The 14,244-nt window shown below is 71.6% G+C and carries 10 protein-coding genes; 6 read left to right on the top strand and 4 right to left on the bottom strand.

Annotated elements, in window-relative coordinates; all coding sequences use genetic code 11:
- Window position 1: 1 nt before the first annotated feature.
- A complete protein-coding gene (locus ACWDGI_RS05275; protein ID WP_450755551.1) occupies window positions 2-598 on the bottom strand; it encodes a response regulator in 597 nt (198 codons plus the stop codon).
- Window positions 595-4,698 (bottom strand): HAMP domain-containing protein, encoded by a 4,104-nt coding sequence (locus tag ACWDGI_RS05270; RefSeq protein WP_450755550.1) that lies wholly within the window; start codon window positions 4,696-4,698, stop codon window positions 595-597. Before ACWDGI_RS05270 ends, ACWDGI_RS05275 begins: the two co-directional genes overlap by 4 nt.
- A 102-nt stretch (window positions 4,699-4,800) precedes the next feature.
- On the opposite strand from ACWDGI_RS05270, the gene ACWDGI_RS05265 reads away from it, so the two are divergent.
- Together ACWDGI_RS05265 and hemW are read left to right on the top strand one after the other, a co-directional pair.
- Entirely contained in the window at window positions 4,801-6,834 is a 2,034-nt protein-coding gene (locus ACWDGI_RS05265) for a SpoIIE family protein phosphatase (protein ID WP_450755548.1), read from the top strand.
- Between the two features lie 27 nt (window positions 6,835-6,861).
- Window positions 6,862-8,094: a radical SAM family heme chaperone HemW gene (gene hemW / locus ACWDGI_RS05260; protein ID WP_450755546.1), complete on the top strand. Its 1,233-nt coding sequence runs from the start codon at window positions 6,862-6,864 to the stop codon at window positions 8,092-8,094.
- A gap of 85 nt (window positions 8,095-8,179) precedes the next feature.
- Here hemW and ACWDGI_RS05255 read toward each other — a convergent pair whose 3' ends face one another.
- Together ACWDGI_RS05255 and ACWDGI_RS05250 are read right to left on the bottom strand one after the other, a co-directional pair.
- Window positions 8,180-8,995, bottom strand: a complete 816-nt coding sequence (locus ACWDGI_RS05255; RefSeq protein ID WP_450755544.1) for a DUF3097 domain-containing protein — start codon at window positions 8,993-8,995, stop codon at window positions 8,180-8,182.
- 34 nt (window positions 8,996-9,029) lie between these two features.
- Complete coding sequence (locus tag ACWDGI_RS05250) at window positions 9,030-9,752, bottom strand: MBL fold metallo-hydrolase (protein WP_450755542.1); 723 nt, start codon at window positions 9,750-9,752, stop codon at window positions 9,030-9,032.
- 163 nt (window positions 9,753-9,915) lie between these two features.
- Between ACWDGI_RS05250 and hrcA the strand changes: the two genes are divergently transcribed.
- The 4 genes from hrcA (at window position 9,916) to ACWDGI_RS05230 (ending at window position 14,203) form a co-directional block, all read left to right on the top strand.
- Complete coding sequence (gene hrcA, locus ACWDGI_RS05245; protein ID WP_360484040.1) at window positions 9,916-10,932, top strand: heat-inducible transcriptional repressor HrcA; 1,017 nt, start codon at window positions 9,916-9,918, stop codon at window positions 10,930-10,932.
- A complete protein-coding gene (gene dnaJ, locus ACWDGI_RS05240; protein WP_450755540.1) occupies window positions 10,933-12,069 on the top strand; it encodes a molecular chaperone DnaJ in 1,137 nt (378 codons plus the stop codon). It abuts the gene before it with no gap.
- 269 nt (window positions 12,070-12,338) lie between these two features.
- Window positions 12,339-13,448 (top strand): nitronate monooxygenase, encoded by a 1,110-nt coding sequence (locus tag ACWDGI_RS05235; RefSeq protein WP_450755538.1) that lies wholly within the window; start codon window positions 12,339-12,341, stop codon window positions 13,446-13,448.
- Window positions 13,445-14,203, top strand: coding sequence for a 16S rRNA (uracil(1498)-N(3))-methyltransferase (locus ACWDGI_RS05230; RefSeq protein WP_450755536.1), 759 nt, complete (start codon window positions 13,445-13,447; stop codon window positions 14,201-14,203). The genes ACWDGI_RS05235 and ACWDGI_RS05230 overlap by 4 nt, the downstream gene beginning before the upstream one ends.
- Window positions 14,204-14,244: the final 41 nt, after the last annotated feature.

Below are 14,244 nucleotides of genomic sequence, written 5' to 3'. Positions count from 1 at the left end.
CTCAGGTACCGGGGCGTGGGGGCCGCTGGCGCGGTTCCCCGCCCCCCTGCGGTCGGATCAGCTGACGTAGCTCACCGACCTCGGCCCGCAGAGCCGCCGCGTCCAGAGGACCGTCTTGCGACAGGTGGTCCTCCAGGACCGCCAGCCGCTTGCTCAACTCGCTGAAATCCGCCTGTTCTCGCGTCAGCAGAGCCTGCAACTGCTGGTTTTTTCTGTGCAGCTCCAAAAACACGTTGACCTTCGCCCGCAGCACCCATGGATCGAAGGGTTTCGTCAGATAGTCCGCCGCGCCCGTCGCATAACCGCGGAAGGCGTACCCGGCGTCCTCCTCCGCTCCCGTCAGGAAGATGATGGGGACGTCCTTGGTCTGGTCGAGGCGTTTGATGTTCGCGGCCGTCTCGAAGCCGTCCATGCCCGGCATGCGGATGTCGAGGAGGACCACGGCGAAGCGGCGGCGCAGCAGGGCCTTCATCGCCTCCTCACCGGAACGCGCGCGCACTATCGGCTCGTTCAGCGAGCCCAGTACGGCCTCCAGCGCGATCAGGTTGTCCTCCATGTCGTCGACCAGGAGGATGCCGGCCCGCTCATCAGCGATCATCGCCCTGTCCGTTCCTCGTCGGCGGCCTCGCCGCCTTCCGTGCTGTCGGGGTCCAGGAGTGCGCAGACGACGGTGAGCAGCCGGTCGACGTCCACGGGTTTGGGTACGTAGTCGTTGGCGCCGCGCGCGATGGACTTCTCCCGGTCGCCGGGCATCGCCTTCGCCGTCAGCGCGACGATCGGCAGGCCGGTCCAGCGAGGAGCGCGGCGGATGGCCGCGATGGTCTCGTAGCCGTCCATCTCCGGCATCATGATGTCCATCAGGACCAGTTCGACGTCCTGGTTGCGTTCGAGGGTCTCGATGCCCTCCCGGCCGTTCTCCGCGTACAGCACCGGCATGCCGACGCGGCCCAGGACGTGGGTGAGCGCGAACACGTTGCGGATGTCGTCGTCGATGATCAGGACGCGCCGGCCGGGCAGGATCTGGCTGGCGCGGCCGGACTGCCAGGCCTCCAGCTTGGTCGGCGCCGGCCAGGAGTCGTCGGTGTCGGGGGCGCCGGGCCTGGCGGGGTCGGGGACCGGCAGGGTGTGGTCCTCGGGGGTGGGGCCCGCCGCCGTGTGGCCGGGGCTGACGACCGGGACGTACAGCGTGAACGTCGAGCCCTTGCCCTGCTCGCTCGCCGCGACGATCCGGCCGCCCAGCAGGCCCGCGATCTCGCGGCTGATGGACAGGCCGAGGCCGGTGCCGCCGTACTTGCGGTTCGTGGTGCCGTCGGCCTGCTGGAACGCCTCGAAGATCACCGGGAGTTTCTCGGCGGCGATCCCGATACCGGTGTCCGTCACCTCGAAGGCGATCAGTTCGTCGCTGCCGCGGACGTAGTGCTGGTCGGGGTCCGTCACCCGGCCGACCCGCAGTTCCACCCTCCCCTTGGCGGTGAACTTGATCGCGTTGGAGAGCAGGTTGCGCAGGATCTGCTGGAGGCGCTGTTCGTCGGAGTACATCTCGCGCGGTACGTCCTCGCCGACCGCCACCTCGAAGGCCAGACCCCGGTCCAGGGTCAGCGGGCGGAAGGTCGCGTGGACGTAGTCGAGCAGTTTGATCAGGGGGAGGCGTTTGGGGCGTACGTCCATCCGGCCGGCCTCGATCTTCGACAGGTCCAGGATGTCGTTGATGAGCTGGAGGAGGTCGGAGCCCGAACGGTGGATCGTCGTCGCGAACTGGACCTCCTGGTCCGAGAGACGGCCGTCCGGGTTGTCGGACAGCAGTCGGGCCAGAATCAACAAGGAGTTCAGCGGAGTGCGCAGTTCGTGGGACATGTTGGCCAGGAACTCCGACTTGTACTGGGAAGAAGTCGCAAGGAGGGCGGCTTTTTCCTCAAGTTCCGCGTTGGAGCGCTGTAGTTCCGCCTGTTGTTTCTGAAGTTCGTCCGAACGTTCCTGGAGCTGCATCGCCAGCCGCTGCGACTCGCCGAGCAGGGACTCCGTGCGGGAGTTGGCGATGATCGTGTTGATGGCCACGCCGATGGTGTTGACGAACTGGTCGAAGAAGGCCAGGTGGACGTCCGAGAAGCGGGAGAAGGAGGCCAGTTCGATCACGCCGAGGAGTTTGTCCTCGAAGAGGATCGGGATGATGACGATCGTCGTCGGCGACGCCTCCCCGAGACCACTGTTGATCTTGATGTAGTCCGGCGGTGCCTCCTCGACGAGGATCCGCGTCTTCTCGCGGGCCGCCTGCCGGACCAGGCCGTGCACCGGCAGGCCGCCGGTCTCGACGATCGCGCCCTGTGCCGAGCCGTAGCCGGCGATGAACGCCAGGCCCTTCGCCGGTACGGCCGTCCGCACGGCGGCGCCGTCCTCGTCCGGGTCGGCCAGGAAGAACGCGCCGTACTGGGCGTTCACCAGCGGGGTCAGTTCGCGCAGGATCAGGTCGGCGACCTCCATCAGGTCCCGGTGGCCCTGCATCAGCGCGGCGAGCCGGGCCAGGTTGGACTCCAGCCAGTCCTTCGCGCGGGTCGTCTCGCGCAGGTTGGCCACCATCAGGTTGATGTTGTCCTTCAGCTCGGCGACCTCGCCCTGCGTCTCCACCGTGATTGACCGGGACATGTCGCCCTGCGCGACGGCCGAGGCGACCTCGGCGATCGCGCGGACCTGGGTGGTGAGGTTGAGGGCGAGTTCGTTCACGTTGGTCGTCAGGCGCTTCCAGGTGCCGTACACGCCCTCCACGCGCGCCTGGCCGCCCAGTTGCCCTTCGGAGCCCACCTCGCGGGCCACGCGGGTCACCTCGGAGGAGAACGACGACAGTGTGTCGACCATCGTGTTGATCGTCGTCTTCAGTTCGAGGATCTCGCCGCGCGCGTCCACGTCGATCTTCTTCGACAGGTCGCCCTGTGCCACGGCCGTCGCCACCTGGGCGATGTTCCGCACCTGTGAGGTGAGGTTGTCGGCCATGTAGTTGACGTTGTCGGTCAGGTCCCGCCAGACGCCGGAGACGCCGAGCACCTGGGCGCGGCCGCCCAGCCGGCCGTCGGTGCCGACCTCGCGGGCCACCCGGGTCACCTCGTCGGCGAAGGCCCGCAGCTGCTCCACCATCGTGTTGACGGTGTCCTTCAGTTCGAGGATCTCGCCGCGTGCGTCGACGGTGATCTTCTTGGAGAGGTCGCCGTTGGCGACGGCTGTCGTCACCTGGGCGATGTTGCGGACCTGCGAGGTCAGGTTCAGCGCCATGAAGTTGACGTTGTCGGTGAGGTCTTTCCAGACCCCGGAGACGCCTCTGACCTGTGCCTGACCGCCGAGGTTTCCTTCGGTGCCGACTTCGCGGGCGACGCGGGTGACTTCGTCGGCGAACGCCGACAGCTGGTCGACCATCGTGTTGATCGTCGACTTGAGTTCGAGGATCTCGCCTTTCGCCTCCACGGTGATCTTCTTGCCGAGGTCGCCCTGGGCGACGGCCGTGGAGACGAGCGCGATGTTGCGGACCTGGGAGGTCAGGTTGTCCGCCATGAAGTTGACGTTGTCGGTGAGGTCTTTCCAGACCCCGGAGACGCCTCTGACCTGCGCCCGGCCGCCGAGGTTTCCTTCGGTGCCGACTTCGCGGGCGACGCGGGTGACTTCGTCGGCGAACGCCGACAGCTGGTCGACCATCGTGTTGATCGTCGACTTGAGTTCGAGAATCTCGCCCTTGGCGTCGACCGTGATCTTCTGTGAGAGGTCGCCGTTGGCGACGGCTGTCGTCACCTGGGCGATGTTGCGGACCTGCGAGGTCAGGTTCGACGCCATGAAGTTGACGTTGTCGGTGAGGTCCTTCCAGACGCCGGAGACGCCCCGCACCTGGGCCCGGCCGCCCAGCTGGCCCTCTGTGCCGACCTCGCGCGCGACCCGGGTCACCTCGTCGGCGAACGCGGACAGCTGGTCGACCATGGTGTTGACGGTGAGCTTCAGTTCCAGCAGTTCACCGGTCGCCTCGACGGTCACCGTGCGGGTCAGGTCACCCCGGGCCACCGCCGTCGTCACCAGGGCGATGTCGCGGACCTGGGCGGTCAGCCGGGACGCCATGGTGTTGACGGCCTCGGTCACGTCCCGCCAGCTGCCGGACAGGCGCTGCACCTTGGCCCGGCCGCCGAGCCGCCCCTCGGTGCCGACCTCGCGTGCGACCCGGGTCACCTCGCCGGTGAACAGGGACAGCTGGTCGACCATCTTGTTCACGGCGCGGCCCAGTCTGCGCAGATCCCCGCGCAACTGGCGGCTGCCGTCGTGCAGATCGACGCGTTGGGTCAGATCGCCGCCGGCCACCGCGTCCAGGACGCGCGTGGCGTTCGCCGCCGGGGCGACCAGGGCGTCGAGGACCTGGTTGACGTCGTTGACCCGGGACGTCCAGGCGCCCTGGCCGGGGCTGGCCGACACTCGTTCGTCGAGGCGGCCGTGGCGCACCAGCTCGCGTTTCACGCGTTGCACCTCGGTGTTGAAGTGAACGCTGCGGTCCATGATCTGGTTGAAGACCGCGGTGAGTTCGCCGACGATCCCCTCCCCGGTCTCCGGCACTTTCGTGAAGTCGCCGTCGCGGGCGGCGGTCATGGCGGCGAGCAGAGGGCGCAGTTCGGATGCTCGGAGTTGTTCCGGTTTCTGTCCGTCTTCGAGCACACGCGTAGCACTGTTCTCACTCATGGCGGCCCACTTCGGTAACTCGGTGCTTATGGGCGCAGCCAGTCTGTCACTCTGTCCGCATCGATCGGGATGTATTCGTCCGAACTGCTCGGGGAGCTCGACATGGGGGCCATACCCACGCAACGGGAGACCGCCTCCCGGGTCCGTGAGGCGCCTGCGCGCGACGAGGCGCCCGCGCACAAGGACACCGGCGCGCCCGCGCACAAGGACACCGGCGCGCCCGCGCACGAGGACACCGGCGCGCCCGCGCACGAGGACACCGGCGCGCCCGCGCACGAGAGCGCGGGCGCGTACGCGCAGGGGCGCGCGACCCTCCCCGGGAGCCCCCTCGCGCCGGGCTCCGCCCGCGCACTGGTGCGCGCCTGCCTCGACGAGTGGACCGACTGCGGCCTGCTGCGGCCGGGACAGCGGGTCGCCGAGGACGCCATGGTCGTGGTCAGCGAACTGGTCACCAACGCCGTCGTGCACGCCGGCACCGACGTCGAGGTCGACTGGTGGCTGGAGGAGGCACGGCAGGAGACGGCGTTCGTCGTCGAGGTCACCGACCACCATCCCTCCCGCGCCCCGCGCGACCACCCGGGGGAGACGCCGTACGAGACCCCGGAGTACGGGCGCGGGCTGCGCCTGGTCGCCTCGCTCGCCGAGTCCTGGGGGGTCACCTACCGCGTCGGCGCGAAGACGGTGTGGGCGCGCCTGACCGGGCACGGCGGCACGCTCCCCGACGAGCAGGAGCTGAAGGTGGCCGAGATCCTCGCGCCCGAGCCTCCGCCGCACTCGGCCGCGCTGGAACGGGGGTGCACCCATCGCCCCGACCGCGACCGGGACTGGCTCGACCGGGGCGCGCTGTCCTTCCTCGCCGAGGCCTCCGACCTGCTCGCCGGACAGCTCGACGAGAACCTGGTGGCCGCGCTCACCGGCCAGCTGATCGTGCCGCGGCTGGCCGACTGGTGCGCGGTGTGGCTGGAGGACGAGTCGACGGTGCGGTCCGGCGGCTGGGGTGACGCGAACGGCGCGGGCGGGCCGCGGCTGGCCCGGGTCTGGCACGGCAGCGAGAACCGCATCGAGGAACTGCGCCGCGCCCTGGAGAAGGACCCGCCGTGCGTGACGGACGGCCTACGGTCCGGTCCCGAGCCGTATCCCTGGCCCGGTGAGGCGCTCGGCCCGCAGACCGCCCGCGGCTCGGCGCTCTCCTACCGGCTGATCGCGGGCGGCCGTCCGCTCGGCACGCTCGTGATCGGACGCTCCGGCCCGGCCGGTTTCCCCGACGAGATCACCGGTCTGGTCGAGGACTTCGGCCGCCGGGTCGCCCTCGCCATCGGCGCGGCCCGCCAGTACGCCCGCCAGGCCACCATCAGCGCCGTCCTGCAACGCGGGCTGCTGCCCGGCGCGGTCGCCGAGATCCCGGGCGTGCGCAGCGCGCTGGTCTACGAGCCGTGCGACAAGGGCGGCCCCAGCGGTGACTTCTACGACCTCTTCCCGGCCGGCGACGGCCGCTGGTGCTTCGCCGTCGGCGACGTCCAGGGCAAGGGCCCCGAGGCCGCCGTCGTCATCGGCCTGGCCCGGCCCTGGCTGCGGCTGCTCGCCCGGGAGGGGTACCGGGTCGCCGACGTCCTCGACCGGCTCAACCAGCTCCTCCTCGACGACGCCACCGAGGCCGCCGACGCCGCCGCCCGCGCCCTGGTCGCGGCCGGCGGCCGCATGCCGCCCGGGGACGGCCCGCAGACCCGTTTCCTCTCCCTTCTCTACGGCGAACTCACCCCCCTCGAAGCGGGCGGCGTCCGCTGCACCCTCGCCTCCGCCGGGCATCCGCTGCCGCTGCTCCTCGGCCCCGACGGCGCGGTCCGCACCGCCGCCCGGCCGCAGACGCTGCTCGGGGTCGTGGAGGACGAGACGTACACCAGCGAGACCATCGAGCTCGGGCCCGGTGACAGCCTGCTGTGCGTGACCGACGGGGTCACCGAGCGCCGCTCGGGCTCCCGGCAGTTCGACGACGGCGACGGGCTCGCCCGGGCGCTCGCGAGCTGTACGGGCCTGAGCGCGGAGCTGATCGCCGAGCGGATCCGACGGCTCGTGCACGAGTTCGGCGGCGGGCAGCCGGAGGACGATCTGGCGCTGCTGGTGCTCCAGGCGGAGTAACCGGCGTCGTACGGGACAATGGAGGACATGCCTTCCGCACTTCCCGACGGCGAACCGGTCCCCGACGACGGCGCGCTCCCGGCGCACGCGCTGGCCGGTGCCGCCGGCCGCCCCCTCGGGTTCTATCTGCACGTCCCCTACTGCGCGACCCGTTGCGGCTACTGCGACTTCAACACGTACACGGCGACCGAGCTGCGCGGCACCGGCGGTGTCCTCGCCTCCCGCGACAACTACGCGGACACCCTGATCGACGAGATCAGGCTGGCCCGCAAGGTTCTCGGCGACGACCCGCGCGAGGTCCGCACGGTGTTCGTGGGCGGGGGTACGCCGACCCTGCTGGCCGCCGGTGACCTGGTACGGATGCTGCACGCGATCCGCGACGAGTTCGGTCTGGCCGCCGACGCGGAGGTCACCACGGAGGCGAACCCGGAGTCCGTCGACCCCGCGTATCTGACGGCCCTGCGTGAGGGCGGCTTCAACCGGGTCTCCTTCGGCATGCAGAGCGCCCGGCAGCATGTGCTGCGCGTCCTGGACCGCACGCACACCCCGGGGCGTCCCGAGGCGTGTGTCGCGGAGGCCCGCGCGGCCGGCTTCGAGCACGTCAACCTGGATCTGATCTACGGCACGCCGGGTGAGTCCGACGACGACTGGCGGGCCTCGCTGGACGCGGCGCTCGGAGCCGGCCCGGACCATGTGTCGGCGTACGCGCTGATCGTCGAGGAGGGCACCCAGCTGGCCCGCCGGATCCGCCGGGGCGAGGTCCCGATGACCGACGACGACGTCCACGCGGACCGCTACCTGATCGCCGAGGAGATGCTGTCCGCGGCGGGCTTCGACTGGTACGAGGTGTCCAACTGGGCCACCTCCGAGGCCGCCCGCTGCCTGCACAACGAGCTGTACTGGCGGGGCGCCGACTGGTGGGGCGCGGGACCGGGCGCGCACGCGCACGTGGGCGGTGTGCGCTGGTGGAACGTCAAGCATCCGGGGGCGTACGCGGCGGCGCTGGCGTCGGGGCGGTCGCCGGGGGCCGGGCGTGAGCTCCTCACCGACGAGGACCGCAGGGTGGAGCGGATCCTGCTGGAGCTGCGGCTGCGGGAGGGGGTGCCGCTGACGTTGCTGAAGGAGCAGGGGCTGGCGGCCGCGCGGCGGGCGCTGGGGGAGGGGCTGCTGGAGACCGGCCCGTACGAGGACGGGCGGGCCGTGCTGACGCTGCGCGGGCGGTTGCTGGCGGACGCGGTGGTCAGGGACCTGGTGGACTGAGGGGGCCGGGGCGGCAGGGGTGCCCGGCCGAGGAGCCAAGGAGCCGTCACGAAGTCGATGAAGCCGTCAGTCACGAAGCCGTCAGTCACGAAGTCGATGAAGCCGTCACGAAGTCGATGAGTTCCTCCACCCGCCCCAGCAGTTCCGGTTCCAGGTCCTTGTAGGACCCCACGCGGGCCAGGATCGCCTGCCACACCGCGCCCGTGTTGTCCGAGGGCCAGCCGAGCGCCCGGCACACGCCCGTCTTCCAGTCCTGGCCGTGCGGGACGCGCGGCCAGGACTCGATGCCCAGGGCGGCGGGTTTCACCGCCTCCCAGATGTCGATGTACGGGTGGCCGACCACCAGGGCGTGTTCGCTGGTGACCGACTGTGCGATGCGCCACTCCTTGGTGCCGGGGAGCAGGTGGTCCACCAGGACACCGAGGCGTGCGTCGGGGCCCGGTGCGAAATCGGCGACGATCGACGGGAGGTCGTCGACGCCCTCCAGGTACTCCACGACCACGCCCTCGATGCGCAGGTCGTCGCCCCAGACCTTCTCGACCAGTTCCGCGTCGTGGCGGCCCTCGACGTAGATGCGGCCGGCGCGGGCCACGCGCGCGCGTGCGCCGGGCACGGCGACCGAACCGGAGGCGGTGCGCGCGGGACGTACGGGGCCGGCCGAGGCGGGGCGTACGAGGGTGACCACCCGGCCCTCCAGGAGGAAGCCCCGCGGTTCCAGCGGGAAGACGCGGTGTTTGCCGAAGCGGTCCTCCAGCGTCACCGTGCCCGCCTCGCAGCGGATCACCGCGCCGCAGAAGCCGGTGCCGGGTTCCTCGACGACCAGGCCGGGTTCGGCGGCCACCTCCGGTGCCGGTTTCGGCTTCTTCCACGGCGGGGTCAGGTCGGCGGAGTACTGGCGCATTCGGATGACGATAGGAGAAGCGGCGGCGGCGTGGTCACGACACGCCGAAACGGGCGGCCAGGGCGTCGCGTTGCCGTCGTACGAAGGCCGCGTCCACCACCGCTCCGTGACCGGGCACATACCGGGCGTCCTCGCCGCCGAGGGCGAGCAGCCGGTCCAGGGCGGCCGGCCAGCGGGACGGCACGGCGTCGGGGCCGGCCTGGGGGTCGCCGGACTCCTCCACCAGGTCGCCGCAGAACACCACCGGCGGGTCGCCGGGGACGAGGACGGCGAGGTCGTGGCGGGTGTGGCCGGGGCCCACGTCGGCCAGCAGGGCCCGGCGGCCGTCGCCGAGGTCGAGGTTCCACTCGCCGGAGACAGGGCGGCGGGGCGGGGGCAGCGCGTCGGCCGCCTCCTCGGCCTCCGGGGCCGGCAGGCCGTTGCGGACCGCGTCCAGGCGGAGTGCCTCGCGGCCGTGCGTGAGGACGGCCTCCGCGCCCGCCGCCGCGTACACCTCCGTGCCCGCGAACACCGGGGCGCCGAAGACGTGGTCGAAGTGCGGATGGGTGAGCGCGAGATGGGTCACACGGCGCCCGGCCAGCCGCTGCGCCTCCCCGCGCAGCCTCGCGCCCTCCGCCAGGCTCGACCCCGCGTCCACCATCAGGACCGGGCCCGCCCCGAGGACCAGCCCGGCCGTGCAGTCCCAGCCCGGCAGCCGGCACCGGCCGACCCCCTCGGCCACCCGCTCCCAGCCCAGCTCTTCCCAAGTCACCGTCACACCGCGACGCTAGCGGCAGAACGTCCCGGGTCCTCGCCGACCTTGCCCAGTCGGTACCCGACGGCCGTACACTGGGCCGGGGATGCTGGCACTCGGGCTCGCAGAGTGCCAGGCGAAAGACCCGAAAGGCCGCGGGGACGACTTTCTGGAGGTGTGGCGCTGGATGCTGAGTGAACGCAGGCTTCAGGTATTGCGCGCCATCGTCCAGGACTACGTCGGCACCGAGGAGCCGGTGGGGTCGAAGGCGCTGACCGAGCGGCACAACCTCGGCGTCTCCCCGGCGACCGTGCGCAACGACATGGCCGCCCTGGAGGACGAGGGGTACATCGCCCAGCCGCACACCAGCGCCGGGCGGATCCCGACCGACAAGGGCTACCGGCTGTTCGTCGACAAGCTCGCCGGCGTGAAGCCGATGAGCGCGCCGGAGCGGCGGGCCATCCAGAACTTCCTCGACGGCGCCGTCGACCTCGACGACGTCGTGGCGCGGACGGTGCGGCTGCTGGCGCAGCTGACGCGGCAGGTCGCGGTCGTGCAGTATCCGTCGCTGACCCGGTCCACCGTGCGGCACGTGGAACTGCTCGCGCTGGCGCCGGCCCGGCTGATGCTGGTGCTGATCACCGACACCGGGCGGGTCGAGCAGCGGATGGTCGACTGCCCGGCGCCCTTCGGGGAGTCGTCGCTGGCCGATCTGCGGGCGCGGCTCAACAGCCGGGTCGCCGGTCGCCGGTTCTCGGACGTGCCCCGGCTGGTCGAGGACCTGCCGGACGCCTTCGAGGCCGAGGACCGCGGTACGGTCTCGGCGGTGCTCTCCACCCTGCTGGAGACGCTCGTCGAGGAGAACGAGGAGCGGTTGATGATCGGCGGCACCGCCAATCTCACCCGCTTCGGGCATGACTTTCCCCTCATGATCCGGCCCGTCCTGGAGGCACTGGAGGAGCATGTCGTCCTCCTCAAGCTCATGGGCGAGGCGGGGGATTCGGGCATGACCGTACGCATCGGTCACGAGAACGCCTACGAGGGACTCAACTCCACGTCCGTGGTGTCGGTCGGCTACGGTTCGGGCGGCGAGGCACTCGCCAAACTCGGCGTGGTCGGCCCGACCCGCATGGATTACCCGGGAACGATGGGAGCGGTACGAGCGGTGGCACGGTACGTCGGACAGATCCTGGCGGAGTCGTAAGTGGCCACGGACTACTACGCCGTTCTCGGCGTGCGCCGCGACGCGTCGCAGGAAGAGATCAAGAAGGCCTTCCGTCGGCTCGCGCGCGAGCTGCACCCGGACGTCAACCCGGATCCGAAGACCCAGGAGCGGTTCAAGGAGATCAACGCCGCTTACGAGGTGCTCTCGGACCCGCAGAAGAAGCAGGTCTACGACCTCGGCGGCGATCCGCTCTCGCAGAGCGGCGGCGCGGGCGCGGGCGGCTTCGGGGCCGGTGGTTTCGGAAACTTCTCGGACATCATGGACGCGTTCTTCGGCACCGCGTCGCAGCGCGGCCCGCGATCGCGCACCCGGCGCGGTCAGGACGCCATGATCCGGATCGAGGTCGAGCTCGACGAGGCGGCCTTCGGTACGACCAAGGACATCCAGGTCGACACGGCGGTCGTCTGCAACACCTGCAACGGTGAGGGCGCGGCGCCGGGCACCTCCGCCCAGACGTGTGACATGTGCCGCGGTCGCGGCGAGGTGTCGCAGGTGACCCGGTCCTTCCTGGGCCAGGTCATGACCTCCCGGCCCTGCCCGCAGTGCCAGGGCTTCGGCACGGTCGTGCCGACGCCGTGTCCCGAGTGCGCCGGTGACGGGCGGGTGCGGTCGCGGCGGACGCTGACCGTGAAGATCCCGGCCGGTGTCGACAACGGCACCCGGATCCAGCTCGCCGGCGAGGGCGAGGTCGGGCCCGGTGGCGGTCCGGCCGGCGACCTGTACGTAGAGATCCACGAGCTGCCGCACTCCACGTTCCAGCGGCGCGGCGACGACCTGCACTGCACGGTGACGATCCCGATGACGGCGGCGTCGCTCGGTACGAAGGTGCCGCTGGAGACGCTGGACGGGATGGAGGAGGTCGACATCCGGCCGGGCACGCAGTCCGGGCAGTCGATCCCGCTGCACGGCCGCGGTGTCACGCATCTGCGCGGCGGCGGCCGGGGCGACCTGATCGTCCACGTCGAGGTGACGACCCCGACCAAGCTCGACCCCGAGCAGGAGCGGCTGCTGCGCGAGCTGGCGAAGCTGCGCGGCGAGGAACGGCCGACGGGGCAGTTCCAGCCGGGCCAGCAGGGATTGTTCAGCCGGCTGAAGGACGCGTTCAACGGGCGCTGACGCGGGCTGCGGGAGTTGCCGGGGGTCCGGGGGTCGGCCCCCGGAGGATGCGGTCAGCCGGGCCGGCAGGGATTGTTCAGCCGGCTGGAGGGCGCGTTCAACGGGCGTTGACGGCTCACCGGGCCGGGGCGCCGCCCCTTCGGCCTGGAGACGGGCGCCGCCCCTTCGGCCCGGAGACGGGCGCTGCCCCTTCGGCCCGGAAATATCTGGCATGTGCCAAAGGGACGGCCCGATTCGGTCTTGTTCGGAGGACGTGACAACATGCCGTCATGTCCTCCGCACTGACCGATCTCTTCCCGCTTCCGATCGTGCAGGCCCCGATGGCGGGCGGGGTTTCCGTGCCGCAGCTCGCCGCCGCCGTGTCCGAGGCGGGCGGGCTGGGGTTCCTGGCCGCCGGGTACAAGACCGCCGACGGGATGTACCAGGAGATCAAGCAGCTGCGCGGACTGACCGGCCGCCCCTTCGGGATGAACCTCTTCATGCCGCAGCCGGAGCATGCCGAGTCCGGCGCGGTCGAGGTCTACGCGCATCAGCTGGCCGGTGAGGCCGCCTGGTACGAGACCGAGCTCGGCGACCCGGACAGCGGCCGGGACGACGGGTACGACGCGAAGCTCGCCGTGCTCCTCGACAACCCGGTGGCCGCGGTCTCCTTCCACTTCGGTGTGCCGAGTCCCGAGGCACTGGCCGCCCTGCGCCGGGCGGGGACCCTCACCCTCGTCACCGCCACCACCGCCGAGGAGGCCCTCGCCGTCGAGCGGGCCGGCGCCGACGCGGTGATCGCCCAGGGCGTGGAGGCCGGCGGACACCAGGGCACCCACCGGGACGTGCCGGAGAACGACGGCTCCGGGATCGGCCTGCTGTCGCTGGTCGCCCAGATACGCGAGACCGTGAGCATCCCGGTGGTCGCCGCGGGCGGCATCATGCGCGGCAGCCAGATCGCCGCCGTGCTCGCCGCGGGGGCGAGCGCGGCCCAGCTGGGCACCGCCTTCCTCGCCACTCCCGAGTCCGGCGCCGCCGACCCGCACAAGCGGGCGCTGACCGACCCGCTGTTCACCCGGACCGCGCTGACCCGGGCGTTCTCCGGGCGGCCCGCCCGCGGCCTGGTCAACCGCTTCATGCGCGAGCACGGCCCGTACGCGCCCGCCGCCTACCCCGAGGTCCACCACCTCACCTCCCCGCTGCGCAAGGCCGCCGCCAGGGCCGGGGACGCGCAGGGCATGGCCCTGTGGGCCGGGCAGGGGCACCGGATGGCCCGGGAGCTGCCCGCGGGGCGGCTGGTGGAGGTCCTCGCGCAGGAACTCGCCGCCGCGTCGACAGCGTTGTCGGGCAAGGCCGAGGGCGACCGGGCCGGCGGAGCCGACAGGGAGGACGGGCGATGACCGCCCCGGTGTTCGTGCTCGACCCGCTGGTGGTGCCCGGCTCCGCCGGCGGCGAGGTCGTCCTGGACGGCCCCGAGGGCCGGCACGCCGTCTCCGTGAAGCGGCTGCGGCCCGGGGAGGACGTCATCCTCACCGACGGGCGCGGACGCTGGAGCGAGGGCGTCGTCAAGGCCGCCGAGGGCAAGGACCGGCTCGTCGTGACGGACCTGGAGACCCTCCACGAGGAACCCCTCCCGCGGCCCCGTATCACCGTCGTCCAGGCGCTGCCCAAGGGCGACCGCGGCGAGGTCGCCGTGGAGACCATGACCGAGGTCGGCGTCGACCGGATCGTGCCCTGGCAGGCCGCCCGCTGCATCACCCAGTGGAAGGGCGACCGGGGCCTGAAGTCCCTCGCCAAGTGGCGGGCCACCGCCCGCGAGGCCGGCAAGCAGTCCCGCCGGGTGCGCTTCCCGGAGATCACGGACGCGGCGACCACCAAGCAGGTCGCCGCACTGCTCGCCGAAGCCGATCTGGCCGCCGTACTGCACTCCGACTTCGAGCACGCCAGCGAGCCGCTCGCCGCCGCCCGGCTGCCCGCCGAGGGCGAGATCGTGCTGGTCGTCGGACCCGAGGGCGGCGTCGCCCGGGACGAGGTGGCGCTCTTCGAGGAGGCGGGCGCCAAGGCCTGCACCCTGGGGCCTACCGTGATGCGCACATCGACTGCCGGGACCGCGGCCGCGGCCCTGCTCCTCGGCCGTACCGGCCGGTGGTCCTGACCGGTACGACTGGTCCCGACCCGTACGACACCACAGGGGGA

This window comes from Streptomyces sp. NPDC001220, assembly GCF_053597895.1.
This window is presented reverse-complemented; position numbering and strand designations above follow the sequence as displayed.

Excerpts from the sequence above, each read along its gene's own strand:
- ACWDGI_RS05230 (WP_450755536.1), top strand. The coding sequence starts at position 13,445 with ATGACCGCCCCGGTGTTCGTGCTCGACCCGCTGGTGGTGCCCGGCTCC.
- hrcA (WP_360484040.1), top strand. The coding sequence starts at position 9,916 with ATGCTGAGTGAACGCAGGCTTCAGGTATTGCGCGCCATCGTCCAGGAC.
- ACWDGI_RS05270 (WP_450755550.1), bottom strand. The coding sequence starts at position 4,698 with ATGAGTGAGAACAGTGCTACGCGTGTGCTCGAAGACGGACAGAAACCG.
- ACWDGI_RS05265 (WP_450755548.1), top strand. The coding sequence starts at position 4,801 with ATGGGGGCCATACCCACGCAACGGGAGACCGCCTCCCGGGTCCGTGAG.
- ACWDGI_RS05235 (WP_450755538.1), top strand. The coding sequence starts at position 12,339 with ATGTCCTCCGCACTGACCGATCTCTTCCCGCTTCCGATCGTGCAGGCC.
- ACWDGI_RS05275 (WP_450755551.1), bottom strand. The coding sequence starts at position 598 with ATGATCGCTGATGAGCGGGCCGGCATCCTCCTGGTCGACGACATGGAG.
- ACWDGI_RS05255 (WP_450755544.1), bottom strand. The coding sequence starts at position 8,995 with ATGCGCCAGTACTCCGCCGACCTGACCCCGCCGTGGAAGAAGCCGAAA.
- hemW (WP_450755546.1), top strand. The coding sequence starts at position 6,862 with ATGCCTTCCGCACTTCCCGACGGCGAACCGGTCCCCGACGACGGCGCG.